Annotated in this window: 23 protein-coding genes; 19 read left to right on the plus strand and 4 right to left on the minus strand. The window is 62.5% G+C overall.

Annotated elements, in window-relative coordinates; translation table 11 throughout:
* The first annotated feature begins 320 nt into the window (after positions 1–320).
* A complete protein-coding gene (locus BO74_RS03360; RefSeq protein WP_496440003.1) occupies positions 321–1754 on the plus strand; it encodes a DegQ family serine endoprotease in 1434 nt (477 codons plus the stop codon).
* A gap of 48 nt (positions 1755–1802) precedes the next feature.
* Here BO74_RS03360 and BO74_RS03365 read toward each other — a convergent pair whose 3' ends face one another.
* From BO74_RS03365 to BO74_RS03380, 4 genes are read right to left on the minus strand one after another with little or no spacing between them, the layout of a single operon-like run.
* Entirely contained in the window at positions 1803–2933 is a 1131-nt protein-coding gene (locus BO74_RS03365; RefSeq protein ID WP_496440004.1) for an ABC transporter permease, read from the minus strand.
* 5 nt (positions 2934–2938) lie between these two features.
* Positions 2939–4069, minus strand: a complete 1131-nt coding sequence (locus BO74_RS03370; RefSeq protein ID WP_496440006.1) for an ABC transporter permease — start codon at positions 4067–4069, stop codon at positions 2939–2941.
* A complete protein-coding gene (locus BO74_RS03375; RefSeq protein WP_496440008.1) occupies positions 4066–5802 on the minus strand; it encodes an ATP-binding cassette domain-containing protein in 1737 nt (578 codons plus the stop codon). Before BO74_RS03375 ends, BO74_RS03370 begins: the two co-directional genes overlap by 4 nt.
* 3 nt (positions 5803–5805) lie before the next feature.
* On the minus strand, positions 5806–6834 hold the full coding sequence (locus BO74_RS03380; RefSeq protein WP_496440009.1) for an HlyD family secretion protein: 1029 nt from the start codon (positions 6832–6834) through the stop codon (positions 5806–5808).
* Between the two features lie 276 nt (positions 6835–7110).
* Between BO74_RS03380 and aroC the strand changes: the two genes are divergently transcribed.
* The 18 genes from aroC (at position 7111) to purF (ending at position 25698) form a co-directional block, all read left to right on the plus strand.
* Positions 7111–8211, plus strand: coding sequence for a chorismate synthase (aroC, locus tag BO74_RS03385; protein WP_496440011.1), 1101 nt, complete (start codon positions 7111–7113; stop codon positions 8209–8211).
* Positions 8212–8276: 65 nt separating this feature from the next.
* Entirely contained in the window at positions 8277–8540 is a 264-nt protein-coding gene (locus BO74_RS03390) for an HP1242/YdcH family protein (RefSeq protein WP_496440013.1), read from the plus strand.
* A 41-nt stretch (positions 8541–8581) separates the two neighbouring features.
* The gene (locus BO74_RS03395) at positions 8582–9751 is read left to right on the plus strand and encodes an MFS transporter (protein ID WP_496440015.1); all 1170 of its coding nucleotides are present in this window, start codon (positions 8582–8584) and stop codon (positions 9749–9751) included.
* A gap of 16 nt (positions 9752–9767) precedes the next feature.
* Positions 9768–10610 (plus strand): M48 family metallopeptidase, encoded by an 843-nt coding sequence (locus BO74_RS03400; protein ID WP_496440017.1) that lies wholly within the window; start codon positions 9768–9770, stop codon positions 10608–10610.
* A 130-nt stretch (positions 10611–10740) separates the two neighbouring features.
* Entirely contained in the window at positions 10741–10872 is a 132-nt protein-coding gene (locus tag BO74_RS03405; RefSeq protein ID WP_496440019.1) for an entericidin A/B family lipoprotein, read from the plus strand.
* A 58-nt stretch (positions 10873–10930) separates the two neighbouring features.
* Entirely contained in the window at positions 10931–11995 is a 1065-nt protein-coding gene (gene leuB / locus BO74_RS03410; RefSeq protein ID WP_496440021.1) for a 3-isopropylmalate dehydrogenase, read from the plus strand.
* 40 nt (positions 11996–12035) lie between these two features.
* The gene (asd, locus tag BO74_RS03415; protein WP_496440022.1) at positions 12036–13163 is read left to right on the plus strand and encodes an aspartate-semialdehyde dehydrogenase; all 1128 of its coding nucleotides are present in this window, start codon (positions 12036–12038) and stop codon (positions 13161–13163) included.
* A gap of 222 nt (positions 13164–13385) precedes the next feature.
* Entirely contained in the window at positions 13386–16433 is a 3048-nt protein-coding gene (locus tag BO74_RS03420; protein ID WP_496440024.1) for a motility hub landmark protein FimV, read from the plus strand.
* Positions 16434–16506: 73 nt separating this feature from the next.
* Positions 16507–17121: a CbiQ family ECF transporter T component gene (locus BO74_RS03425; RefSeq protein ID WP_496440025.1), complete on the plus strand. Its 615-nt coding sequence runs from the start codon at positions 16507–16509 to the stop codon at positions 17119–17121.
* Complete coding sequence (gene truA, locus BO74_RS03430) at positions 17118–17909, plus strand: tRNA pseudouridine(38-40) synthase TruA (protein WP_496440026.1); 792 nt, start codon at positions 17118–17120, stop codon at positions 17907–17909. Before BO74_RS03425 ends, truA begins: the two co-directional genes overlap by 4 nt.
* Before the next feature lie 9 nt (positions 17910–17918).
* Positions 17919–18563: a phosphoribosylanthranilate isomerase gene (locus BO74_RS03435; protein WP_496440027.1), complete on the plus strand. Its 645-nt coding sequence runs from the start codon at positions 17919–17921 to the stop codon at positions 18561–18563.
* Between the two features lie 148 nt (positions 18564–18711).
* Positions 18712–19917 carry a tryptophan synthase subunit beta gene (trpB, locus tag BO74_RS03440; RefSeq protein WP_496440028.1) on the plus strand — a complete coding sequence of 402 codons (1206 nt, stop codon included), beginning with the start codon at positions 18712–18714 and terminating at the stop codon, positions 19915–19917.
* 9 nt (positions 19918–19926) lie between these two features.
* Positions 19927–20736: a tryptophan synthase subunit alpha gene (trpA, locus tag BO74_RS03445; RefSeq protein WP_496440029.1), complete on the plus strand. Its 810-nt coding sequence runs from the start codon at positions 19927–19929 to the stop codon at positions 20734–20736.
* A 17-nt stretch (positions 20737–20753) separates the two neighbouring features.
* On the plus strand, positions 20754–21623 hold the full coding sequence (gene accD, locus BO74_RS03450) for an acetyl-CoA carboxylase, carboxyltransferase subunit beta (RefSeq protein ID WP_496440030.1): 870 nt from the start codon (positions 20754–20756) through the stop codon (positions 21621–21623).
* A complete protein-coding gene (gene folC / locus BO74_RS03455; protein ID WP_496440032.1) occupies positions 21620–22903 on the plus strand; it encodes a bifunctional tetrahydrofolate synthase/dihydrofolate synthase in 1284 nt (427 codons plus the stop codon). The genes accD and folC overlap by 4 nt, the downstream gene beginning before the upstream one ends.
* Positions 22904–22957: 54 nt before the next feature.
* Positions 22958–23674, plus strand: a complete 717-nt coding sequence (locus tag BO74_RS03460; RefSeq protein WP_496440034.1) for an SPOR domain-containing protein — start codon at positions 22958–22960, stop codon at positions 23672–23674.
* Positions 23671–24162, plus strand: coding sequence for a CvpA family protein (locus BO74_RS03465; protein WP_496440036.1), 492 nt, complete (start codon positions 23671–23673; stop codon positions 24160–24162). The genes BO74_RS03460 and BO74_RS03465 overlap by 4 nt, the downstream gene beginning before the upstream one ends.
* A gap of 9 nt (positions 24163–24171) precedes the next feature.
* Positions 24172–25698 carry an amidophosphoribosyltransferase gene (gene purF / locus BO74_RS03470; RefSeq protein WP_496440038.1) on the plus strand — a complete coding sequence of 509 codons (1527 nt, stop codon included), beginning with the start codon at positions 24172–24174 and terminating at the stop codon, positions 25696–25698.
* Positions 25699–25928: the final 230 nt, after the last annotated feature.

A 25928-nucleotide genomic window follows, 5' to 3' on the forward strand; every position in this document is an offset into this window, starting at 1 on the left:
GAGCGTTCGCTTGACCTGCACCGCTTCGTGCCGATCCACGCCATGCACCTGAAATACTTGCTTTGCCAAATCCACTCCAACGCGCGTAAGGTTCATCTTGGACTCCTTCCTTCGTTTGACTGGTTGGTGACAACTCCAGTCTGGCACATCGATGCCGGTGCAAGGGAGGAGTCCATCCCATTGGCCTTCGCCGGAATGACGAATCTTCAATAAATCAGCACGTCCTTAAGCAAGTTTTAAGTATCGGTTCGTTAGGATGCCTCCATCGCAAAGCCTCTGCTTTGCCTGAACGACCCGTAATTCTCAAGGAGGAATCGATCATGACGACCCGAATGCTCAAGAAAACCCTGATCGTCGCCGTGGTGACCGCCGCGTTGAGCGGCGCCTATTCGATCGCCGTCAAGGGCGGCGTCTGGAACGTCCACGCGGCGCCGGCTTCTATCGCGGCCGCCGTGGCGCTGCCCGACATGAGCGAGATCGTTGCCCGCAACAGCCCGGCGGTGGTCAATATCAGCATGACCGGCAAGGTGAAGAATCCGAACCTGCCGGACTTCCCGGGGCTTGACCCCAACGATCCGTTTTACGAATTCTTCCGCCATTTCGGCGTCCCTCAGCAGCGCGGCGAGCAGCGCGTCCGCGGCCAGGGCTCCGGCTTCATCGTCCGCGACGACGGCGTTATCCTGACCAACGCGCATGTGATTGAAGGCGCGGATGAAGTGATCGTCCGCCTGAACGACAAGCGTGAGTTCAAGGCCAAGGTGCTTGGCGCGGACAAGGCCACCGACGTGGCGGTGCTCAAGATCGAAGCGCGCAGCCTGCCGACGGTGAAGATCGGCAGCACGGCCAGCACGCGCGTCGGCGAATGGGTGCTGGCGATCGGTTCGCCGTACGGCTTCGAAAGCAGCGCCAGTGCGGGCATCGTCTCGGCCAAGTCGCGCTCGCTGCCGGACGACAACTACGTGCCGTTCATCCAGACCGACGTGGCCGTCAATCCCGGCAACTCGGGCGGGCCGCTGTTCAACATGGCCGGCGAAGTGATCGGGGTCAACTCGCAGATATACAGCCGTACCGGCGGCTACCAGGGGCTCTCGTTCGCCATCCCGATCGACGTCGCGATGTCGATCCAGGATCAGATCATGAAGCACGGCAAGGTGCAGCGTGGCCGCCTGGGGGTTTCGATCCAGGAGGTCAACCAGTCGCTGGCCGAATCGTTCGGTTTGAGCAAGCCGTCTGGCGCGCTGATCAGCTCGGTCGAGTCCGGCAGCCCCGCAGCCAAGGCCGGCCTGGAATCGGGCGACGTCATCCTGGCGGTGAATGGCAAGGAGATCCAGTCGTCGAACGAACTGCCGCCGATCATTGCCAACATCCGCCCCGGCGAGACGGTCAAGCTGCAGATCTGGCGCAAGGGCGGCATGCGCGACATCGAGGTCAAGGTCGGCGGCGCGAAAGACGAGAAGACCGCTAGTGCTGATGGCAAGGAAACGACGCAAAGCAAGCTGGGCCTGGCCTTGCGTACGCTGACGCCGGAAGAGAACCGCCAGATCGGCGGCAAGGGCGGTCTCGTCGTGGAGAACGTCTCCGGTGCGGCGGCCAAGGCAGGTATCCGGCGCGGCGATGTCGTACTGTCGGTCAATGGCGAGCCGGTGGCCAACGTCGAGCAGTTGCGTGCGCTGGTGGCGAAGGCCTCGAAGCGGGTCGCTCTGCTGATCCAGCGCGGTGACGCCAAGCTGTTCGTGCCGGTCGATCTGGGTTGATCCTCGGAGTCGTGGCTACCAAAACAGGCGGCCATGGCGTCGATCGCATCAGTTCATCCGGTGGCGGAACAGCCAGCCGGCGAGTGCCAGCGTGGTCGCGCCGATCAGCGCCATCGGCCACAGCTGGTGGGCCAGTACGTCGAATCCCGCGCCCTCCAGGAACACCTTGCGCAGGATGGTCATGAAGTAGCGCAGCGGATCGATGTAGGTGACGGCCTGTACGAAGGGCGGCATGTTGGCGATCGGCGTGGCGAAGCCGGAGAGGATGATCGCCGGCACCATGAACAGGAAGGCGCCGAGCAGCGCCTGTTGCTGGGTGACGGCCAGAGAGGAAATGAGCAGGCCGGCGCCGACGCCGGAGAGCAGGAACAGCGCGAGGCCGCAATACAGCGCCGGCACGCTGCCGCGCAACGGAACGCCGAACCACAGCACGGTGATCAGCAGGATGACGGTGCCCTGCGCGAGGCCGATCAGGAAGCCCGGCAAGGCCTTGCCGAGCAGGATCTCGCCCGGGCGCAGCGGGGTGACCAGCAACTGGTCGAAGGTGCCTTGCTCGCGTTCGCGCGCGACGGTCATCGCGGTGACAAGGATCGTCGCGATCAGCGCCAGCATGCCGATGATGCCGGGCACGAAGAACCAGCGGCTTTCCAGGTTCGGGTTGAACCAGGCGCGCGACTTAAGGCGGGCGGGTAGTGAGGGTAATTCGCGTTCCGTCATCCATTCCCGGTTGAAGTTGTCGACGATGCTGCGCACGTAGTTCATCGCCAGCATCGCGGTGTTCGAGTTGCGTCCGTCGATGAGCACCTGCAGCGGCGAGTCGACCGCCGCCCCGTCGCCGGCCAGCAGCCGGTCGCTGAAGCGTTGGCCGATATGGATGACCAGCAGCGCCTTGCGGCTGTCGATCAGCGGCGCCATCTCGCCGGCGGCGCTGATCGTGGCGACGCGGTGGAACGATGGGGCGCCGGCGAATGCCGCTTCGAGTCGGCGCGAGATTGCGCCGCGATCCTCGTTGTAGACGGCGTAGGGGATGTCCTTCAGCTCGAACGTCGCCGCGTAGCCGAATACGATCAGCTGGATCAGCGGCGGGCCGATCAGCACCGAGCGGCTCTTCGGGTCCTTGAACAGCGCCAGGAACTCCTTGAGCAACAGGGCCAGCACGCGGGTCAGCATCGAGCGCATTCGGCTTACTCCAGACGCTTGCGCGATTTTCGCCAGGTGACGCCGAGGAAGAACAGCGCCATCAACAGCAACGCCAGCGCGTTGGGCAGGACGATGGCCCAGACGTCGCCGGCAAGGAACAGGGTCTGCACGATCGAGACGAAATAGCGGGCGACGACCAGATGGGTGACGGCCTGGATCGCCACCGGCATGCTGTCGATGTCGAAGATGAAGCCGGAGAGCAGGAAGGCCGGGAGGAAGGTGCCGACGATGGCGATCTGCCCGGCGACAAACTGGTTGCGCGCCAGCGTCGAGATTGTCAGGCCCATGCCCAGCGCCGCGAGCAGGAACAGCGAGGCGCAGGCCCACAACAGCCAGAACGAGCCGCGCAGTGGCACGCCGAACTGCCAGACGGCGAGCGCCACGGTGAGCAGCATGCCGCCGGTGCCGAGGACGAAATAGGCGACGATCTTGCCGAGCAGGATTTCGCTCATGCTCGCCGGGGTGACCAGCAACGCTTCGAGCGTGCCGCGCTCCCATTCGCGGGCCATGACCAGTGCGGTGAGTAGCGCGCCGATCAGCGTCATGATGATCGCCACCAGGCCGGGTACCAGGAAATTGCGGCTCTTCATCTCGCTGTTGAACCAGATGCGCTGTTCCATCTGCACCGGCACATTCAGCGCCCGTCCGCTGGCTTCGGCGCGCCGGGCCAGCCAGTTGCCCCACGCGCCTTCGAGGTAGCCGAGGGTCAGGCGCGCCGTGTTGGCATCGACGCCGTTGACGATCACCTGGATCGGCGCGCCGTCAGCGCGGTGGAGCTGTTCGGTGAAGTTGGCGCGCAGGCGCACGATGGCGTTGACCGTTCCCTCGCGCAACGCCTGTTCCGCCTCGGGCATCGTGCGCAGCGGCGAGACAGCGAAGTAGTGGCTGCCGCGCAGGCTCGATTCGAAGTCGCGGCTATCCGCGGAGGGCTGCTCGGCGATGAAGGCCACCGGCACGTGGTCGGCGTCGAGCGAGACGCCGTAACCGAAGAGCAGCAGCAGGAACAGCGGCATCAGGAAGGCGATGGCGATGCTGCTCGGGTCGCGCACGATCTGCAGGAACTCCTTGCGCACCAGCGCTTTCAGGCGCATTGCGCTGCCGTGCCGAGAAATCATGCCGCGTCCTCCACCAGCTTGATGAACGCATCTTCCATGCTCGGATGCGGCTGTTCCGGCGAACGCGCGGCGGCCTTGATCGTCGCCGGCTCGCCGAGGCTGAGGATGCGTCCGGCGGCCATGATCACCAGCCGGTCGCAGTATTCCGCTTCCTCCATGAAGTGCGTGGTGACCAGCACCGTGACGCCGGACAGGGCGAGGGTGTTGATGCGTTGCCAGAATTCGCGCCGCGCCAGCGGGTCGACGCCGGAGGTCGGTTCGTCGAGGAAGAGGATGTCGGGGCCGTGCATCAGCGCGCAGGCCATCGCCAGCCGTTGCTTGTAGCCGAGCGGCAGGTTGCCGGCCAGATGGTCGTGGTAGCGTCCGAGGTCGAATTCGTCCTCCGCCCAGGCGATTTGTTGTGCGCGCTCCTGTCCGGCGAGGCCGTAGGCGCTGGCGAAGAAGTCGAGGTTCTGTCTCACGCTCAGGTTGGCGTATTGCGAGAATTTCTGCGACATGTAGCCGATCCGCTCGCGGGCGGTGGCGGCCGAGTGACGCAGGTCGTGGCCGGCGACTTCGAGATGGCCGCTGCTCGCCGGCAGCAGGCCGCAAAGCATGCGGAAAGTCGTCGATTTGCCGGCGCCGTTGGCCCCGAGCAGGCCGAAAATCTCGCCGCGGCGGACGTCGAAACTGATGCCGTCGACGGCGCGAAAATCGCCGAACTTCCGGACGAGGTCGGCGACGCGGATCACCGGTACTCCGTCATGTGCCGGTGTATCTTCAGGGATGGCCGGCGCGTGCGCCGTGGCGGCGGCGTGGCGGCTGAGCATGACCACAAAAACATCCTCGAAGCGCGGCGGCACCGGAATTGCCGCGCTGTCGGCCATTTCCGGCAGCGCGGCGAGTGCGGGCGGGAATCCCTCCGTTGCCGTGACGACGCGCACCGCGTCGCCATGCACGATGGCGTCGATGACGCCCGGAATGCGTGCCAGGGTCATCTGCAGGCGCCGGCGGCAACGTTCCGGGGCGGCGATGGCCCAGGTACGTCCCGTCAGGCGCGCGCTCATTTGGCCGGGGTCGCCCCGGTCGAGCAGCCGGCCCTCGTGGAGCAGAACGACGTCCTGGCAGCGTTCGGCTTCGTCGAGGTAGGCGGTGGAGAGCAGGACGCTCATCCCCGCGCCGGTGACTAGGTGGTCGAGGATTTCCCAGAGTTCTCGGCGCGAAACGGGGTCGACGCCGACCGTCGGTTCGTCGAGCAGCAGCAGGCGCGGTGGACGGACCAGCGTGCACGCCAGCCCCAGCTTCTGCTTCATCCCGCCGGACATGCGCCCGGCCAACCGGTTGACGAACGGTTGCAGGCCGGTCATGTGCATCAGTTCGGCGTAGCGATTCGCCCGTTCGCCTTTGGGAACACCCTGCAGGTCGGCGTACAGGTCCAGGTTCTCCTGCGCCGTCAGGTCTTCATAGAGGCCGAAGCGCTGCGGCATGTAACCGAGCGAGGCCTGTACGGTCAGTGCGTCACGCGTGGCGTCGAGGCCGAAAACGTGGATTGTTCCGGCATCCGGGACGAGCAGGCCGGCGGCGAGGCGCATCAGCGTCGTTTTTCCCGCGCCGTCCGGGCCGATGAGGCCGGTGATGCTGCCCGGCGCGACCGCGAAGCTCACCGCGTCGAGTGCACGGATGCGCTGCTGGCCGGCGACGAACGTCTTGGCCAGCCGATCGGCAATGAGGATGGGAGCAAGGTCGCTTGGCATCGCCTAGTGTGCGGAGCAGGGCGGCGTGTTTTGTGGCGGCGCGTCGAGCGGGATCGTCACCGTGGCCGGCATGCCCTGGCGCAGTTCGCCCTGGCCGGCACAGACGTAGGCGCGGGTCTGGTAAACGAGGCTAGACCGGACGTCGGCCGTTTCCACCGATTTCGGGGTGAATTCGGCGCTGGGTGCGACATGGCCGATCCAGGCCTCGTAGGTTTTGTCCGGATGGCTGTCGGTGCGCACGATGGCGCGCGCCCCGACCGGAACTTTGCCGAGGTGCGTTTCCGGCAGCCAGATCCGTACCCAGAGCGGGTCGGTCAAGGCGAGGGTGAACACCGTTTTCTGCGGCGAGGCCATGTCGCCGACTTCCAGTACGCGCTTGTCGATGATTCCGTCGGAGGGCGCATGCAGTTCGCCTTCGGCGATGTCCTTGCGGATTTGTGCTGCTGCCGCTTCATAAGCAAGCAGCGTGGCGCGGGCGGCGGCGATGTCCTCGTGGCGCGGTCCGAGTTCGGCCAGACGCGCCGTTTCATTCGCCGCCCGCCATTGCGCGCGCGCCTTGTCCAGCGCAAAGCGGGCGGTATCGGCCTGCTGCTGCGAGATGAAATTGCGGGCGACGAGGCTTTGCTGGCGGCGGTAATAATTGTCTGCATCGTCCATCGCCACGCGCGCCGCATCGCGTTGCGCGCGCGCCTGGCGGATTTCCTCGGGGCGCGAACCGGCTTCGAGCCGGAGTACGGCCTGTTGCTGCGCCGCAACCTGGGCGTCGGCCTGTTGCAATGCGAGATGCTGGCGTTCGGTGTCGAGCCGGGCCAGCAATTGCCCGGCGCGGACCGTGTCGCCCTCGCGGACCTCGATCGCGGAAATCCGACCGCTCGCGTTGAAGGCGAGCTCGGCCTGACGGATGTCCACGTTGCCGTGCAGGGTGAGTTCGTCGGCCGCTTCCTTTTCGTTGCGCAACCAGGCAAATCCAACGGCTGCCGTGACGGTGATGGAAAGGATGACCACGAGCGGCAGAATGATCTTGGTCTTCATGACTGCTTTCTTTCTTGGATGGGCTTCGGCTTGAGCAGCCAGGCCCGGTCAGGTGTTTACTTGCGGCCGCCGCGTGAACCGCCCTTGTCCCAGCCGTAGCGGACCGTGCGCTGCCAGCGCGCGTCGCGCTGGTTAGCGGGATTTTGCGCGGAGGGCGGTGCAGGTGGGGCGGGGCGGTGTTTTGCCGGAGGTTTGGGTTTGTTGTGCATGGCTGGAGCCGTCGAAATGAGCTGGCGTGCTAGACTTCACTGAAATTCTAACGCTCCCGGAAACATCATGTCTGGCAATACTTTCGGCACCCTTTTTTCCGTAACTTCCTTTGGTGAATCGCACGGCCCGGCCATCGGTTGCGTTGTCGATGGATGTCCCCCAGGGCTCGCGTTGTGCGAAGCCGACATCCAGGCCGAACTCGACCGGCGCAAGCCGGGTACCTCCCGGCACGTAACTCAACGCCGTGAGCCGGATACGGTGGAGATCCTGTCCGGCGTGTTCGACGGCAAGACGACCGGTACGCCGATCGGGCTGCTGATCCGCAACCAGGACCAGCGCAGCAAGGATTACGGAAACATCGCCGAGACCTTCCGTCCGGGACATGCCGATTACGCTTATACGCAGAAATACGGGTTCCGTGACTATCGTGGCGGCGGTCGCTCGTCGGCGCGGGAAACCGCAGTACGCGTGGCCGCCGGAGCAATTGCCCGGAAGTGGTTGCAACAGCGCTTCGGCGTGACGATCCAGGGCTGGATGAGCCAGCTCGGGCCGATCGCGATCCCCTTTGTCGATGCGGAAGAAATCGAGAAGAACGCATTCTTTACCCCGAACGCGGCGGTCGTTCCGCAACTTGAGGCGTTCATGGACGCCTTGCGCAAGTCCGGTGATTCCATCGGCGCGCGGATCAGCGTCGTGGCGCGCGGCGTGCCGCCCGGCTGGGGCGAGCCGGTCTATGACCGTCTGGACGCCGAGATTGCTCACGCGATGATGGGAATCAACGCCGTCAAGGGCGTCGAGATCGGTGCCGGGTTCGCCTGTGTGACGCAGAAGGGCAGCGAGCACGGCGACGAAATGACGCCGGAGGGCTTTCTTTCGAACAACGCCGGTGGCGTGCTCGGCGGGATTTCGACGGGGCAGGACATCGTCGTGAGCATGGCGATCAAGCCGACATCGAGCATCCGCCTGCCGCGCCGTTCGGTAAACATTGCCGGCGAGGCGATCAGCGTCGAAACGCACGGCCGTCACGATCCGTGCGTCGGCATTCGCGCCACGCCGATCGCCGAGGCCATGCTGGCGCTGGTGCTGATGGATCATGCCTTGCGGCATCGTGCGCAGTGCGGCGACGTGCATTGCCAAACGCCGAAAATTGGGAGCAGAATTCCATAGCGCGGACGGTCGTCCGTGCAATTAAAAACGGTGCGGGGATCACTACGAAGCGAAGGAGAGTCAAAATGCACGTCGAACACCACGATCTTCACCATGAGTTTCCCGAAATGCAGGACGCGATCAGCGACTTGCGAAACAACAACCCGATGTTCGCCCGACTGTATGCCTCGTACAAACGGTTGACGGGAAGTGTGGAAGATCTGGAAGAGCACGACATGCCTGTTGCCGACTTCACGATCGAGGATATGAAGAAACATCGGGTCAAATTGAAGGACGATCTGTACCACCTGATGCTCGCCTACCGCGCCGGGCAGCAATCCAGCAAATAAGCATTGCCGGTTTGTTCCGGAGCGTCCGGTAGAATGACCGGATGCTCCGTGTTCCCTATTGGCGCCTTTCCGGCTACTACTTTTTCTATTTCGCCTTCGTTGGCGTCTTTTCGCCGTATTTCGGGCTCTACCTCCAGTCGCTGTCTTTTTCCGCGTGGGATATCAGCGTCCTGATGACGCAGATGCAGGTGATGCGTCTCGTCGGACCGTATTTGTGGAGTGCGCTGGTCGACCGCTTCGATCTTCGCATGGCGGTGATTCGCATCAGCGGTGTCGCCACATTGCTGCTTTTCTGCACTTTATTCTTCGTTCAGGGGTTTGCGGCACTGCTGCTCAGCATCGGGCTCTTTTCGCTTTTCTGGGTCGCTGCATTGCCACTGGTCGAGACAACGACGTTCGATCATCTGCGCAACGATCCGGGGCGCTATAGCCGGATTCGCCTGTGGGGGTCGGTCGGCTTCATCGTGACCGTGCTTGGTGCCGGTGCCTTGCTCGATCGCACTGCGCCGGGCAACCAGCTCTGGCTATGTGCCGTGTGCCTGGCCGGATTGATGGGGTTTGGCCTGTCGATACCCGATTCCGAGCAGCCTCATCAGCATCAGGAGCATCCGTCGATCGGTAGCATTGTCCGTCAATCACCGGTCGCCGCTCTCCTGGTTGCCTGCATATTGATGTCGGCCGCGCACGGCGCCTTGTATGTTTTCTACGCGATCTTTCTTTCCGAGCATGGGTACAGCAGGTCGATGGTCGGCGCCCTATGGACGCTCGGCGTGCTGGTCGAAATCGGGCTCTTCTTCTACATGGGGCGCGTTATGCAGCACTTTGCGTTGCGAGCCATCATGCTGGCGTCGCTTGGCGCCGCCGCGATACGTTTCGTCACGATAGGACTGGCGGTCGACTCGGTGGTCGTTCTCGCCCTGGCGCAGTTGCTGCACGGAATGACCTATGCAGCGTTTCATTCGGCAGCCATCGCGGCGATCAGCCGTTGGTTCCCCGGGAATACCCGAGCTCGCGGTCAGGCGCTTTATTCCAGCCTGAGCTTCGGTGCTGGGGGCGCCATCGGCGGGTTGGTGAGTGGTTGGGCGTGGGAAAGCTTTGGCGGCAAAGTGGCCTTTGCTACGGGATCGTTGTTCGCCGTTTTGGGTCTATTGATCATGTACCGTTGGGGGTTCGATCCGCCCACCCAGAGGGGGGAGACGTGTGGTTCGTAAGAAGGGGAGGTGTTTCGTGAGCAAGATTGCAGAGAATCATGTATTTCGCGCTGTCGTTTTGTTGTCTGCCGTCCTGTTGGGCGCATGCGCGACGACGAATACGACATCGAGCGGTGCGGTAGGGGTCGATCGCGAGCAGACCATGCTGGTTTCCTCTGCCGAGGTCAATCGCTCGGCGGAAAAGGCGTATGCGCAGACCGTCCAGGAGGCGCGGGCCAAAAACCTGCTCAATCGCAATCCGGATCAGGTGCGCAGGGTGAGAGACATCGCCGCTCGTCTGATCGCCGTGACCCGGGTTTTCCGGCCTGACGCTACCGGCTGGCGCTGGGAAACCAATGTAATCAGTTCCAGCGACTTGAACGCGTGGTGCATGCCGGGCGGGAAAATGGCCGTCTACACCGGATTGATGGAAAAGCTGAAACTTACCGACGACGAACTTGCGGCAGTGATGGGGCATGAAATCGCCCATGCGTTGCGCGAACACGGCCGGGAAAAAGTCGGGCAAGCCGCGGGGGTTGATATCGCCGCGACACTTGGCGGGTTGATCGGCGCCTATTACGGAGTCGATGCGAGTATCGGGAAAAGCCTGGTCGGGGCGGCCGGCGAATTGGCTTTCATGCGTCCGAATTCGCGGGGGATGGAGCAGGAAGCCGACCGCATCGGCGTCGAACTTTCGGCGAGGGGCGGTTTTGATCCGTATGCGGCGATTTCGCTTTGGGAGAAGATGGCGCGGGTGTCCGGCAACAGCACGCCGCAGTGGTTGTCGACCCACCCGTCGCACGAGTCGCGATTGTCGGATTTGCGTATTTACGCCGACCGGGTGGCGCCGCTTTACCGAGCGGCGCGCGTAAACAGATGACTTCCCTTTTTATTTCATGAGCTTGTGCCGGCTGACAGTCGCCTTGTCCCATGCGATAATCCCCGGCCCGATTGCTCCGATCGGCGTAGCCTTGAAGATTGCTGCGTCGTATTGTTTGAGGATATGAACCATGAAGAAAGTTGTTGTTGCCGTGCTGGTCGCCGCGTTTGCGTTTCTCTCGACGGCATGCAATACCATGCAAGGGATCGGGAAGGATATCGAGCGAGGCGGTCAGGCCATCGAAAGGGCCGCGACGAGATAAGCCCCGCGCTGCTAGCGGCGGGATGAAACGGTTTTATTAATTTTTGAAGGAATGTGACGTGAAAATTTGCGTTTTGCCAGGAGACGGGATTGGCCCCGAAATTACCGCACAGGCGGTTCGCGTTCTGAAGGCTCTCGACCTGAAATTCGAAATGGAAGAAGCCTTGCTTGGCGGTTGTGCGGTCGATGCGACGGGAAATCCGTTCCCCGAGGCGACCCAGAAGCTGGCGCTGGCGGCCGATGCCGTGCTGCTCGGCGCGGTCGGCGGACCCAAGTGGGATGTGCTCGGCCGTGAACAGCGTCCGGAGCGCGGTCTCCTTGGAATTCGCAAGCTTCTCGGCCTGTTCGCCAACCTGCGTCCGGCCGTGCTTTACCCGGAACTGGCGAATGCTTCGACGCTGAAGCCGGAAGTCGTTTCCGGTCTGGATATCCTGATCCTGCGCGAACTCACCGGTGACATCTACTTTGGCCAACCGCGCGGCATTGAAACGCGCGAAGTCGACGGCGTGCAGCAGCGCGTCGGTTTCAACACCATGATCTACAGCGAGAACGAGATTCGCCGGATCGGTCGGATGGCCTTCGAGGCCGCGCGCAAGCGCAATCGCAAGGTCTGTTCGGTCGACAAGATGAACGTCCTCGAAACCACGCAACTCTGGCGCGACGTGATGAACGAACTGGCGCCGGAGTATCCGGACGTCGAACTGAGCCACATGCTTGTCGACAACGCCGCCATGCAACTCGTGCGCGCGCCCAAGCAATTCGACGTGATGGTGACCGGCAACATCTTTGGCGACATCCTTTCGGACGAGGCCTCGATGCTCACCGGTTCGATCGGCATGCTGCCCTCCGCGTCGCTCAATGAAACCGGCAAGGGGCTCTACGAGCCGTGCCACGGCTCGGCGCCGGATATCGCCGGCAAGGACATGGCCAATCCGCTGGCGACGATTCTCTCTGTCGCGATGATGCTCCGTTACAGCTTCTCCCAGGAGGAGGCCGCGCAGCGCATCGAGACCGCCGTGAAGAAGGTCCTCGCCCAGGGGTTCCGCACCGGCGACATCTACGAGCCGGGAACCCGGAAAGTCGGCACCCGCGAAATGGGCGACGCCGTCCTGGCCGCGCTCTGAGGTCCGCACAGATTTCTTTTTTCAATTCGAGGTAACTGCAATGAAGAAGGTTGGTCTTGTTGGTTGGCGCGGAATGGTCGGTTCCGTGCTCATGCAGCGCATGGTCGAGGAGGGCGACTTCGCCTTCATCGAGCCGGTCTATTTCTCCACTTCGTCCGTTGGCGGCAAGGCGCCGGCGCTTGGCGGCAAGGAAGGCGGCATCCTGCTCGATGCGATGTCGGTCGACGCGCTCAAGCAGATGGATATCGTCGTGACCTGCCAAGGGGGCGACTACACCAAGGAAATTTTTCCCAAGCTGCGGGCGACCGGCTGGAACGGTCACTGGATCGACGCGGCCTCGTCGCTGCGTATGGACAAGGATGCCGTGATCGTCCTCGATCCGGTCAACCTGAACGTGATCAAGGATGCGCTGGCCAAGGGCGGCAAGAACTGGATCGGCGGCAACTGTACCGTCTCGCTGATGCTGATGGGCCTCGGTGGTCTGTTCCAGAACGATCTCGTCGAGTGGGTTTCGGCCATGACCTATCAGGCGGCGTCGGGTGCCGGTGCGCAGAACATGCGTGAACTGTTATGCCAGATGGGCGCCTTGCATGATGCGGTGAAGGCCGAATTGGCCGACCCGGCTTCGGCGATCCTCGATATCGACCGCAAGGTTGCTGAAACGATGCGTTCCGCCAGCTTCCCCACCAAGAACTTCCGCAACACCGCGCTGGCCGGCAGCCTGATTCCGTGGATCGACGTTCCCGTCGAGGGCGGCCAGTCGAAAGAAGAGTGGAAGGGTGGAGCGGAATGCAACAAGATCCTCGGCCGCCCGCCGTTCCGTTCGCCGGGCAGCATCCCGGTCGACGGCCTCTGCGTGCGGATCGGCGCAATGCGTTGTCATTCCCAGGGGTTGACCATCAAGCTGCGCAAGGATGTGCCGCTCGACGAAGTGTCCGATATCATCGCCAAAGGCAATCAGTGGGCGAAGGTCGTTCCGAACGAGCGGGAGATCAGCGAACGCGAACTGACCCCTACCGCCGTGACCGGAACACTGACGGTTCCTGTCGGTCGCTTGCACAAGCTGGCCATGGGGCCGGAGTATTTGGGCGCGTTCACGGTGGGTGACCAGCTGCTGTGGGGGGCTGCCGAGCCTCTCCGTCGGATGTTGCGTATCCTGCTTGATTGATTTCAGTGTGTTTTTAATAAAAAACCGGGACGAAAGTTCCGGTTTTTTTTTGATATTTTCGCGTTCGAATGTCACGTGCAAGTTTAGCTTGCATGCGTAACTTCATGATGTTATTTTAATATTTCCGATTTTGACGCTCAGGGTCGCGCCGTGGCAAATAAAACATATCAGAGTATCCGTTCCTTCCGTCTAAGCGCCTCGGCGTTCGCGGTGGCCTCATGCTTGGCGCTTGCTTCCATTCCGTCGGGCGTGAATGCGGCGGGTCTTGGCCGACTGGTGGTGTTTTCCGCACTCGGCCAGCCGTTGCGCGCGGAGATCGAGGTTACGGCGACGCGGGAGGAACTGGCCGACATGAAGGCCGGGTTGGCTCCTGAGGAATTGTTCAAGCAGGCCGGTCTGGATTACGCCACGACCCTGTTGACGATCAATTTCAAACTTGAAAAGCGGCCAAGCGGGAAGGCCGTCATCAAGCTTGGTTCCGATCGGCCAATCAACGACCCGTTCGTGGATATGTTGATGGAGTTGAACTGGTCATCAGGCCGTCTTGTTCGTGAGTATTCGTTTTTGTTGGACCCCCCTGAGTACAAGGCTAAATCGGCCGCCGTTCCCGTGACGACGCCCAAGGTCGCTGCACCGTCAAAGCGGGGGGCTTCCCAGTCGTCGGCAGTATCCCGGATCGATAGTGATGTGCGTGCGCGTGCAGTCGCTCAGATGGGAGCCGTTTCGAAATCAGCCCCGAAATCGGGAGAACAGCGCGCCGGCGACGGGAATCGCGAGGTTCATTCCGGCGAGACCTTGCATCGGATCGCCTCCGAGCTGAAACCCCAAGGTGTGACGCTCGATCAGATGCTGGTTGCTCTCTTTCGTGCCAATCCCGATGCGTTCGACGGGAATAACATGAACCGCCTCAAGGCAGGGAAGATCCTGTCGGTCCCGGAAAAAGCGGTTGTCGAAACTGTGACACCCGTGGAAGCGAAGAAGATCGTTGTGGCCCAGTCGTCCAACTGGAATGCCTATCGAAGCAAGCTGGCCGGAATTTCTGCCGCCGCACCGGCGGAGGGTGATTCGGCTAGGCAGGAAGTTGGCGGGAAGATTACCGCCAAGGTTGAGGACAAGGAAGAGCTGGCTGCTAGCAGGGATCAGCTCAAGGTTTCCAGGGCAGAATCAAAATCCGGCAAGGCCGGAGTTGCGGGGAAGGCGGCTGAAGAGGAGCTGATTGCCAAGGACAAAGCGCTCCAGGAAGCCAATGAGAGGGTCGCAGCTCTGGAAAAGAACGTTGCTGACTTGCAGAAGCTCCTGGAACTCAAGAATCAAAGCCTGGCCGACATGCAGAAGCAGGCTCCTTCTTCTGGCGATGCGGGCGGAAAGGCCGTCGCTCAGCCAGCGGTGAGTACGCCGGCTACATCACCGGCCCAGCCGGCGTCTCCGACCGCAGGGGCTGCTGACACTGCCGTGCCAAAGAGTGAGCAGCCGGCTCCCAAGGCACAAGAGCCTTCCGTTTCTCCTGCTCAGCCTGTCGCCCCGCCGACCGAGCCCAAACCAGCGGTCCAGAAGCCCGCTGCGAAGCCCAAAGCGGCGCCACCACCACCGGAAGAGCCGGGTTTCTTCGAGTCATTGCTCGGCGATCCGATCACGCTCGCCGGAGGGGGCGGCATTTTGGCGCTTCTGGCCGCCTGGTTCTTCGCCCGAAGGAAGGGCGCGTCGAAGAAAGATGCAGAAGCGGATCTCAGTACTACGCTGACGCCGCCAACGACGGCGAGTTTGACTGCCAATTCCGTCTTCCGCACCACGGGTGGTCAGAGCGTCGATACCGCGTCGCAGACGCCGGCGCATACCGACTTCAGTCAGGCGGGGCCGGGAAGTATCGATACCGATGAGGTCGATCCCGTGGCCGAGGCCGATGTCTACATGGCTTACGGTCGTGATGCCCAGGCGGAGGAGATTTTGCTGGAGGCGAAACAGAAAGATCCGAAGCGTCTGGCGATTTGTCTGAAACTGCTGGAGATTTATTCCGGGCGCAAGGATCTGGCTCGTTTCGAGACGCTGGCGACCGAACTGTATGGAGAAACGAACGGCGTTGGGCCTGATTGGGAGAAAGCAGTGGCGATGGGGCACCAGCTTGATCCGGCCAATCCGTTGTTCCGCGGAGAGCCGGTGCCAGCCGGGGTCGCGGCAGTTGCCGCGGGAGCAGCCTTGGCTGGTGCCGTGTCCGAGAAGGTGAAAGATACACAGACCATGCCAGGGACGCTGTCCCAACTGGCGAAAGAGGCAGACTCGATCGAAGAGATCACTACGGAGCCGGTGGTCGCTACGGCAGTTGAATCTGCCGAAACGAAGGGGCTTGATTTTAATCTCGGTGTGGAAGAGAGCACGGCGAGCGAGAGTGAAGTTTCCGTTGAGGAGGCGTCGGATGCTCTCGGTGCGCTCGATTTCGATTTGGGGAGTATCTCGCCTGAGCTTCCTGTCGAGCCTGCTGTGCCGGAGTTTTCGCTACCCGATACGCCGTCGTCGGAAATCGAGAAGGCAGCGGATGAAACAGGTTCCGGCGCTGAACTTGATCTGGACTTCGATATCGGGACACAAATCATGCCAGCCGCCGAGATCCTGGGCGATGAGGACCAGACCTTGGCGGATAAGGGGTTGCCCGATCTGGATTTCGACCTCGGTTCGATCGTGACCAGCCATGCGCAACAGAAAGCCTCTATCGAAGAGCCTGTTTCTGCGAGTCAAGGAAGTACTGATGATGTCGAGTTCGATGTCAATCTGACGGAGTCGACTTTCCTCGGTCGCGCAGAGCCGGAACACTCCTCGTTCGATCTTTCGGAGATCGAACTCGATCTTCAGTCGCCAGAGCTTGAAATTCAGTCTGATCAGGTAGGTGCTGATAATAAAGATGGCCCTTCACGTGAGGAGGATCAGGCAGAAGCACCCCACGTTTCCACGGCGGTCAATCCGGATTTCTCGCTTGAGCAGGTGGAAACGCTCATCGTGCCTGGGGCGCAGTCCCAGACAATGGTTAATCCCGACTTCCTTGAACAGGATGTGGAGGCCACGTTGATTACCCCGTCCTTTGACGGTGGGGCCGATCTGGCGTCTGACATGGAGATAGGGGGTAACGAGGAGGTCGCGACCAAACTCGATCTCGCAAAAGCTTATGAAGAGATGGGCGACCTCGAAGGCGCTCGGGAACTCCTGCAGGAAGTGTTGAAAGAGGGTGATGTCGCGCAGCGTGAGGCTGCGCAGACTCTGCTCGACAGGATCGGCGGATAGTTCGTAGAAACGTATAACGAAAGGCCGTGCCCGATAGCGGGTGCGGCCTTTCTTCATTCCTGGGTTGAGGCCGATGCCGACTTCAAGGATTCATCCCGCGACTCGCTTGCTGATCTGGATTTCAACGCTGATCGCCGTCCAGTTCATTGACGGCGCGATGTTTATCGTGGCGTTCTCTGTCGTTTCTCTATGCGGCAAGCGGGTGGCACTTCGCGCCTGGCGCCTGATCTGGAGGGCGCGCTGGTTGCTGGCTTCGCTGTTTGTCATTTTTGCCTGGGGCGTGCCGGGGAAAGCGCTTTGGAATGAAGGTCTGTTTTCTCCGAGCTATGAAGGGATTCGTGAAGGAGCCCGTCATCTCGCCCGGATGCTCCTTGTGCTGATCACCGTTGCCGCCTTCCTTGAATTCACCCCTCTGGCAGACCTGCTTGCCGCCACGCGGGCGCTACTGCGTCCGTTCCAGAGGTTGGGGGTCAATGCGGATCGGGGGGTTGTCAGATTGATGCTTGTCCTCCGATATGTGGAGACGTTGCCGCGTCCACGTGACTGGAAAATTCTTCTGGCAATGCCCGATGTATGTACTAGCGAAAGGATTGAGGTTGAGCAGCACGCACTGAACTGGCGTGACGGACTGGCAATCACATGCTTGTGTGCCGCGATCTTCGTTGCTCTTCTGGGTGGGTATTCATGAAATTTGCATTGGGAGTCGAGTACGACGGGGCTGCGTTCCGCGGTTGGCAAACTCAGCCCGGGAAGGGAACCGTCCAGGACGCACTGGAATTCGCGCTTGCACGTATCGCCGGGCATGAGGTTCCAGTGATTTGCGCCGGGCGTACGGATGCCGGTGTTCATGCAACCGGGCAAGTCGTTCACTTCGAGACGACGGCCAACCGGCCATTGTCTGCGTGGGTTCGCGGCGTCAACACCTTTCTTCCGCCAACAGTAGCGGTGCGCTGGGCTTGTCGTGTTGACCAAGATTTTCATGCACGATTCGCTGCGTTCGGGCGATGCTATCGCTATCTCTTGATCAATCGGGCTCAGCGGCCGGGCGTGTGGCACGGGCGTGCAGGGTGGTATCACCACGGGCTCGACGAAGCGAGAATGCAGGAAGGGGCGCGGCTTCTTGTCGGGGAGCACGATTTTTCCGCATTCCGCGCGGCGGATTGCCAGGCCCGCTCGCCGATCAAGCTGTTGCGCCATGCGGAAGTCAGGCGCTACGGGGACATGGTGGTCTTCGATTTTGAAGCGAGCGCCTTTCTCCACCACATGGTGCGCAACATGGTCGGTAGTCTGGTCTATGTCGGCCAGGGCAAACAGTCACCGTCGTGGATCGGCGATTTGCTCGACGCCGCCGACCGGACAAAGGCGGCGCCGACCTTTGCGGCGGCCGGACTGTATCTCGTCGGGGTCCGTTACGAAGAACGCTGGGGGCTGCCGATTCCCGCCGAGCCCTTCCTCCCCGGTACAATGATCCTTTGAGGAGGGACTGTGTTGCGGACGCGAATCAAGATATGCGGGCTGACCCGAACCGAGGACGTTCATGCGGCTGTCGATGCGGGCGCCGATGCGCTGGGGCTGGTGTTCTATCCGCCCAGCCCGCGCTTTGTTGCACCGGAAAAGGCCGCAAGTCTGGCGCGTCTGGTGCCGCCGTTTGTCACGACGGTTGGACTGTTCGTCAACGCGACGCCGGAATTCGTTCGCGAGGTGCTGGCGGCGGTACCGATCAACCTGCTGCAGTTCCACGGTGACGAGGATGAAGCCTACTGCCGGCAGTTCGATCGCCCCTATGTCAAGGCCGCCCGGATGAAGCCTGGGGTCGATTTGCTACAATACGCCGCTGCCTTTTCATCAGCGCAGGCAATCCTGGTTGACGCGTTCGTGGAGGGCTATGGCGGGAGCGGGACGGTGTTCGACTGGAACCTGATTCCGCCAACGTTGCCCAAGCCGCTGATCCTGTCCGGCGGGCTCGATGCGGGGAACGTCGGTGAGGCCGTAGCACGGGTGCGACCGGCGGCCGTCGACGTCTCGTCCGGCGTCGAGGTTGGCAAGGGCATCAAGGATTCGTGCAAGATTCGCGCGTTTGTCGCCGCCGTACGCGCAGCGGATATGGTGGAATCTGCGGCAACCGATTGATCCGATTTTTCGGTACTGGAAGAACGATGCGCAAGACCTGTGGTGGACGTACCCGTACCTGCTGGAGACGATTTCTCGCCGACCACACTTGAGGCCGGTGATCGCCTGATCACCTGCGGTTTTATCTCAATTGCCTCAAGGAAATTCCATGACTGCCAATACCTATGATCTGCCCGATGCCCGCGGCCACTTCGGCCCGTACGGCGGCATCTTCGTCGCAGAAACCCTGATTCCCGCACTCGCCGAACTGAAAGATGCCTACGCCGCCGCCCAGCAAGACCCCGAGTTCATCGCGGAGTTCGAATACGAACTCAAACACTATGTCGGCCGGCCCAGCCCGGTTTATCACGCCAAGCGCCTTTCTGACGAAATGGGCGGTGCCCAGATCTACCTGAAGCGCGAAGATCTCAACCACACCGGCGCGCACAAGGTGAATAACTGCATCGGCCAGGCCATGCTCGCCCGGCGCATGGGCAAGAAGCGCGTGATCGCGGAAACCGGCGCCGGCCAGCACGGGGTCGCTTCGGCTACCGTCGCGGCGCGCTACGGCATGGAATGCGTCGTGTACATGGGCTCCGAGGACGTCAAGCGCCAGGCCGCCAACGTCTATCGCATGAAACTGCTCGGCGCGACTGTCGTGCCGGTCGAGAGCGGCTCGAAGACGCTCAAGGACGCACTTAACGAAGCGATGCGCGACTGGGTGACCAACGTCTCGTCGACTTTCTACATCATCGGCACCGTCGCCGGTCCGCACCCGTACCCGATGATGGTGCGCGACTTCCAGGCGGTGATCGGCAAGGAGTGTATCGAGCAGATGCCGGAACTCTGCGGGCGCCAGCCGGATGCGGTGATCGCCTGCGTCGGTGGCGGCTCCAACGCCATGGGGATCTTCCATCCTTACATCCCGTTCGACGACGTGCGCCTGATCGGTGTCGAGGCAGCGGGCGACGGTGTCGACACCGGTCGTCACGCGGCGTCGCTGACCGCCGGACATCCCGGCGTGCTGCACGGCAACCGCACGTACCTGCTGCAGGACGCCAACGGCCAGATCATTGAGACGCATTCGATCTCCGCCGGCCTCGACTATCCGGGCGTCGGTCCCGAGCACGCCTGGCTGAAGGACACCAAGCGCGCCGAGTACGCGACGATCACTGATGCGGAGGCGCTGCAGGCGTTCCATACGCTGTGCCGGCTCGAAGGCATCATCCCGGCGCTTGAGTCTAGCCACGCCATCGCCCACGCGATGAAACTGGCACCGACGCTGGCCAAGGACAAGATCCTGCTCGTCAATCTTTCCGGTCGCGGCGACAAGGACATGCACACCGTCGCCGAAAAATCGGGCATCACTTTCTGAGGAGGCGCCATGTCGAAGATACAAGCCACTTTCGAGCGCCTGCAGGCGCAAGGGCGCAAGGCGCTGATTCCGTTCGTCACCGCCGGCGATCCGGACCCGAAACTGACCGTGCCGCTGATGCACACGCTGGTCGAAGCCGGCGCCGACATCATCGAGCTGGGCGTGCCGTTTTCCGACCCGATGGCCGACGGGCCGACCATCCAGCGCGCCTCCGAGCGCGCTCTGGTCAAGGGGGTCAGCCTGCGCCAGGTGCTGGAAATGGTCGCCAACTTCCGCGCCGACAACAACGAGACGCCGGTGGTGCTGATGGGCTACGCCAATCCGATCGAGGCGATGGGCGTCGATACCTTCGCGGCGGCGGCGTTCGACGCCGGCGTCGACGGTGTGCTGGTTGTTGATTACCCGCCGGAAGAGAGCGCCGATTTCGCCAAGGCCATGCAGGCCAACGCGCTCGATCCGATCTTCCTGCTTGCGCCGACCTCGACCGAGGAACGCGTAGCCATGGTCTCCGAACTGGCCAGCGGCTACGTCTACTACGTTTCGCTCAAGGGGGTGACCGGTTCCGCGCAACTCGATGTTGAAGCCGTTGCCAAACGGATTCCGGAAATTCATGCGGCGGTTGGCGTGCCGGTTGGTGTCGGCTTCGGCATCCGCGACGCGCAGACGGCCGGGGCGATCGCCCGCTTTGCCGATGCCGTCGTGGTCGGCAGCCGGATCATCGAGGAAATCGAGAAAGCGCCGGCCGACGAGCTCTGTGCGCGGGTCAAGACGCTTGTCGCCGACCTGCGTCGCGGTATAGACGAGGCAAGCAAAAACTGAGTGCGGAGGGCCGTGCGATGAGCTGGTTGAACCAGGTAGTGCCGAAAATCAAGCGCAGTCCGGACGCCGGCCAGCGCAAGAGCGTTCTGCCCGAAGGGCTGTGGAGCAAGTGCCCGGCGTGCGATGCGGTGCTGTACGCGGCCGACCTGGAGAAAAACCAGCAGGTTTGCCCGCAATGCGGCCATCATAATCGCCTTGCCGCGCGGGCGCGTCTCGATCTGCTACTCGATCCCGAGGAGCGTTTCGAGATCGGCGCCGACGTGCGGCCGGCCGATCCTCTGCATTTTCGCGACAGCAAGCCCTATACCGAGCGTTTGGCCGACTCAACGAAGGCGACCGGCGAGACCGATGCGCTGGTGGTGATGCAAGGACGGCTGAAGACGCTGCCGGTGGTGGTCGCGGCGTTCGAGTTCGAGTTCATGGGCGGTTCGATGGGCTCCGTGCTCGGCGAGCGCTTCGTGCGCGGCGTGCAGTTGGCCGTCGAGCAGCGCATGCCCTTTCTCTGCATCGCCGCTTCCGGCGGGGCACGCATGCAGGAGGGTCTATTCTCGCTGATGCAAATGGCCAAGACGACGGCGGCGCTACGACGGCTGGCGGACGCCCGGCTGCCGTTCATTTCGGTCCTCACCGATCCGACGATGGGCGGAGTCTCCGCCTCCTTCGCCTTCCTCGGCGACATCGTCATCGCCGAGCCGGGCGCGCTGGTCGGGTTCGCCGGTCCGCGCGTGATCGAGCAGACCGTCCGCCAGAAACTGCCGGAGGGATTTCAGCGCGCCGAGTTTCTGCTCGGCAAAGGGGCGGTCGACATGATCGTCGATCGCCGCGAGATGAAGGATTCGCTGGCGAAGCTGCTCGGCCTGCTGCAAAAGGCTCCGGTAGCCGCGTGATAACGCTCGACGACTGGCTTGCCCACCTCGAAGGGTTGCACCCGAAAGGGCAGGCCGGGATCGAGCTCGGGTTGGAGCGTGTGACCCGCGTCAAGCAGGTCCTGCTGCAGCGGCAAATGTGCCCGGTCGTCGTGGTCGGCGGCACCAACGGCAAGGGATCGACCTGCGCCTATCTGGAATCGATCTGCCGCGCTGCCGGCTACCGGGTCGGCTGTTACACCTCGCCGCACCTGCTGACCTACAACGAGCGGGTGCGGATCGACGGCGCGCCGGTCGACGACGAAGCTTTGTGTGCGGCCTTCGCACGTGTCGAGGCGGCGCGGCAGGCGGCCGGAAACGTCGCGCTGACCTACTTCGAGTTCGGTACGCTCGCCGCATGGGAGGTGTTCGCGGAGTGGGGAGCCGAACTGGTCATCCTCGAAGTGGGTCTTGGCGGTCGTCTGGATGCGGTCAATATCTACGATGGCGATGTCTCGGTGATTACCGGCATTGCCCTTGACCATACCGACTGGCTTGGGCCGACGCGGGAATCGATCGGTTACGAGAAGGCAGGTGTTTTCCGCGGTGGCAGGCCGGCGATCTGTGCCGACGTCGAACCGCCCCGGTCGCTGATGGAACACGCCGCGGCGATCGGCGCCGACCTGCAGTTGATCGGGCGAGATTTCGGTTTCTCGCGAAGTGGCGACCGCTGGTCGTGGTGGAATCGGCGTGGAACAAAACGGGATTCCCTGCCGCTGCCGGGGCTGTCCGGCGCGCATCAACTCGGGAACGCCAGCGCGGTACTGGCGGCCGTCGATATTTTGCAGGACCGCCTGCCTGTTGATGTGGCCGCCGTTGCGCACGGGCTGCAAGAGGTTCGTCTGGCAGGGCGCTTCCAGCGTGTCAGCGAGCGGCCCGAAATCATCGTCGATGTGGCGCACAATCCGCAGGCGGTCGCCGGTCTGGCGCAGACGCTTGCGGCACAGGAAAACACGGGACGGACGTTCGCCGTGGTCGGCATGCTGGCGGACAAGGATATCGCCGGAGCATTGCAGGCGATGGCCGAGGACGTCGACCTCTGGTTTCTGGGGAGCCTGGAAGGGCCGCGCGGCGCGGCCGCTGAGGTGCTGGCTGCCGCGGTGTGGTCAGTCCAGCCGGACGCGGCCGTTGAATGCTTCTCCTCGGTGAAGGAGGCTTTCCGCCGCGCTGTCGGCGTGGCCGGGGAAAATGATAGAATCCTCGCCTTCGGATCGTTCGTCACTGTTGCCGCCGTCCTGCGCGAGATAAAGCAGGATTCCTGATCCCCGGGGTGTTCCCGATTCTTACCCTTCCCGCTACCGATTGTCGATTTAGCAATGTCCGATTCCCCTGATGCACAGTTGCAGTTGAAGAAACGTGCGCGCCGTCGTCTCGTCGGTGCCGTGGCTTTTGCCGGACTGGCGGCGATCATTCTGCCGATGGTCATGGACGAGGAGCCGAAGCAGCAGGTACAGGACGTCCAGATCCGCATTCCGGGGCAGGACCAGGTGCCGTTTGCGCCGAACCTGAAACCGAAGGTTTCGGAAAAGAAGGAAGTCGATGCGGCGTCGCAATCGGTCAAGACGGTTGACGCGGTGGAGGCAGTGGCCGGGAAAGGCCAGGAAAAGACGCCTGAACGGGGAACGGAAAAGGCAGCGGAAAAACCGCAGGAAAAGCCTGCTCAAGAAGTCAAACCGCCCGAGAAGGAGCCTGCCAGGCCGGCCGAAAAGACTTCGGAACGTCCGGCTGACGCCAAGGATGCTCAGCGCGCCGCCGCGATTCTCGGTGGCAAGACGGTCGACAATCCGGCGCCGTCCGCCAACGGCCAGTTCGTGATTCTCATCGGCGCGTTCGCCAACCCGGCGAACGTCAAGCAACTGCAGACCAAGATCGGCGAACTCGGCGTCCGAGTGTTCACCGAGCCGCTCGATACGTCCGGCGGGCGCAAGACGCGCGTGCGCGCCGGTCCCTTCCCGTCCAAGGAGGCAGCGCAGAAGGCGTTGGACAAGATCAAGCGGATCGGAGTGAACGGCGTGATCGCCGCCAAGCAATGACTGTTTTCGACTATGTCGTACTGACGATCCTGCTCGCGTCGATGGCCCTGGGGGCCTGGCGCGGCGTCGTCGGCGAGATCATCGCCCTGGCTGCCTGGGTGCTGGCTTTCTTCGCTGCCAAATGGTGGGGAGCGGAATTCGCCAATGCACTACTCGGCGGCATTGCCGATCCGGCGATCCGGATCGTCGTTGCGTGGGTGCTGGTTTTTGTCATCGTATTACTGCTGATGGCGCTGGTGCGCCTGGCGATTCGCGGCCTGCTCAAGGCGCTCGGCCTGAGTCCGAGCGATCGCGCGCTGGGAGTGCTGTTCGGCACGGCGCGGGGGGCACTGATCGTTCTGGCGCTGGTGGCGCTGGGCGGGACGCTGTCGCTGGCGAAGGAACAATGGTGGAGCGAGGCGGCATTCTCCGCACCGCTTGAAACGGCGGTGCTGGCCTGCAAGCCTTGGCTGCCGCCCGATGTGGCCAAACGGATTCGGTTCAGGTAGGAAGACACTATGTGCGGTATTCTCGGAGTCATGGCGAACACGCCGGTCAATCAACTGCTCTACGACGGGCTGATGGTGTTGCAGCATCGCGGTCAGGATGCGGCAGGCATCGCGACGGGCAAGGACAACACCTTTTTCATGCACAAGGGCTCGGGGACGGTGCGGGACGTGTTCCGTACCCGAAACATGCGCGCTCTGCCCGGCAACATGGGCATCGCGCATTGTCGCTACCCGACAGCCGGTTCATCGTCCGATTCCGCCGAATCGCAGCCGTTCTACGTCAATTCGCCGTTCGGCCTGGTTCTTGCGCACAACGGCAACCTGACCAACACGGCGCAGTTGCAGGAGGAAATGTTCCGGCAGGATCTGCGCCACATCAATACCAGTTCCGATTCGGAAGTCCTGCTCAACGTTCTTGCGCATGAACTGCAGGAGTCGGCGAAGGGCTTCAAGCTCGACCTGGATACGATTTTCGCCGCGGTCGCGGGGGTTCATCGCCGTTGCAAGGGCGCCTACGCGGTGGTGGTCCTGATCGCCGGCTATGGCCTGCTGGCGTTCCGCGATCCGTTCGGCATCCGGCCGCTGGTCGTCGGCGTCAATGAAACGCCGCAGGGGCCGGAGTATCTCGTCGCATCGGAGTCGGTGGCGCTTGATACGCTGGGGTTCCAGGTGCTGCGCGATGTAGCGCCGGGCGAAGCGCTGTTCGTGGATATGTCGCAGCAATTGCACTTCCGTCAGTGCGCCGAGAATCCGGTGCTCTCGCCGTGCATTTTCGAGTACGTTTATCTGGCCCGACCGGACTCGGTGATCGACGGCGTGTCGGTCTATGAGACGCGGTTGCGCATGGGCGAGCATCTGGCGGACAAGGTGGCGCGGGATCTGCCGAACGACATCGACGTGGTCATCCCGATCCCCGATTCGAGCCGCCCGGCCGCGATGCAACTGGCGCAGCGCCTCGGCATTCCGTATCGCGAGGGTTTCGTGAAAAACCGCTACATCGGGCGCACCTTCATCATGCCCGGGCAGTCGATTCGCCGGAAGTCGGTGCGTCAGAAGCTCAACACGGTTGGTCAGGAGTTCAAGGGCAAGCGTGTCCTGCTGGTCGACGATTCGATCGTGCGCGGCACGACCAGTCACGAAATCGTCGAAATGGCGCGTGCCGCCGGGGCGCTCAAGGTCTATTTTGCCTCGGCCGCGCCGCCCGTTCGTTTCCCCAACGTGTACGGCATCGACATGCCGACGCGCGGCGAACTGATCGCCACGGGGCGTTCCGAAGAGGAAATTGCGAAGGAGATAGGGGCCGACGCGCTGGTGTATCAGGATCTGGACGAACTGAAGGCGTCCATCGCGGGACTCAAGGCCGATCTGTCGCAGTTCGACTGTTCCTGCTTTGACGGCCAATACGTGACCGGCGACGTGACCCCGGAGTATCTCGATGCCATCGAGCAGGCGCGCGAAAACAAGCTCGCCGCGGCGGTCGTCGACGACGGTGGCTCTCGCCAGCTTGACCTCGGGCTGAAAACCGCAGGGAGCTGACTGCCCGGGTTTTACAGGAAACGAACGAAAAACGGGAGGCACGAATGCCTCCCGTTTTTCATGTGGCGGGGCGGGTGACCGTGCCGGATCAGTATTCCCAGAAGATTCGCTGCAGTTCCTTGCTGTCATGCGTCTGCGTCAGGGCGACCGAGGCGAGGATACGTGCCTTTTGCGGGTTCAGATCGTGCGCGACGACCCAGTCGTACTTGTCGACCGGTTGCTCGGGCTTA

This window comes from Propionivibrio pelophilus DSM 12018 (assembly GCF_059569095.1).

What these genes read in the sequence shown, in the direction of transcription:
- BO74_RS03360 (WP_496440003.1), top strand. Translation starts at nt 321, where the DNA reads ATGACGACCCGAATGCTCAAGAAAACCCTGATCGTCGCCGTGGTGACC.
- BO74_RS03365 (WP_496440004.1), bottom strand. Translation starts at nt 2,933, where the DNA reads ATGCGCTCGATGCTGACCCGCGTGCTGGCCCTGTTGCTCAAGGAGTTC.
- BO74_RS03370 (WP_496440006.1), bottom strand. Translation starts at nt 4,069, where the DNA reads ATGATTTCTCGGCACGGCAGCGCAATGCGCCTGAAAGCGCTGGTGCGC.
- BO74_RS03375 (WP_496440008.1), bottom strand. Translation starts at nt 5,802, where the DNA reads ATGCCAAGCGACCTTGCTCCCATCCTCATTGCCGATCGGCTGGCCAAG.
- BO74_RS03380 (WP_496440009.1), bottom strand. Translation starts at nt 6,834, where the DNA reads ATGAAGACCAAGATCATTCTGCCGCTCGTGGTCATCCTTTCCATCACC.
- aroC (WP_496440011.1), top strand. Translation starts at nt 7,111, where the DNA reads ATGTCTGGCAATACTTTCGGCACCCTTTTTTCCGTAACTTCCTTTGGT.
- BO74_RS03390 (WP_496440013.1), top strand. Translation starts at nt 8,277, where the DNA reads ATGCACGTCGAACACCACGATCTTCACCATGAGTTTCCCGAAATGCAG.
- BO74_RS03395 (WP_496440015.1), top strand. Translation starts at nt 8,582, where the DNA reads ATGCTCCGTGTTCCCTATTGGCGCCTTTCCGGCTACTACTTTTTCTAT.
- BO74_RS03405 (WP_496440019.1), top strand. Translation starts at nt 10,741, where the DNA reads ATGAAGAAAGTTGTTGTTGCCGTGCTGGTCGCCGCGTTTGCGTTTCTC.
- asd (WP_496440022.1), top strand. Translation starts at nt 12,036, where the DNA reads ATGAAGAAGGTTGGTCTTGTTGGTTGGCGCGGAATGGTCGGTTCCGTG.
- BO74_RS03425 (WP_496440025.1), top strand. Translation starts at nt 16,507, where the DNA reads ATGCCGACTTCAAGGATTCATCCCGCGACTCGCTTGCTGATCTGGATT.
- truA (WP_496440026.1), top strand. Translation starts at nt 17,118, where the DNA reads ATGAAATTTGCATTGGGAGTCGAGTACGACGGGGCTGCGTTCCGCGGT.
- trpB (WP_496440028.1), top strand. Translation starts at nt 18,712, where the DNA reads ATGACTGCCAATACCTATGATCTGCCCGATGCCCGCGGCCACTTCGGC.
- trpA (WP_496440029.1), top strand. Translation starts at nt 19,927, where the DNA reads ATGTCGAAGATACAAGCCACTTTCGAGCGCCTGCAGGCGCAAGGGCGC.
- accD (WP_496440030.1), top strand. Translation starts at nt 20,754, where the DNA reads ATGAGCTGGTTGAACCAGGTAGTGCCGAAAATCAAGCGCAGTCCGGAC.
- BO74_RS03460 (WP_496440034.1), top strand. Translation starts at nt 22,958, where the DNA reads ATGTCCGATTCCCCTGATGCACAGTTGCAGTTGAAGAAACGTGCGCGC.
- BO74_RS03465 (WP_496440036.1), top strand. Translation starts at nt 23,671, where the DNA reads ATGACTGTTTTCGACTATGTCGTACTGACGATCCTGCTCGCGTCGATG.
- purF (WP_496440038.1), top strand. Translation starts at nt 24,172, where the DNA reads ATGTGCGGTATTCTCGGAGTCATGGCGAACACGCCGGTCAATCAACTG.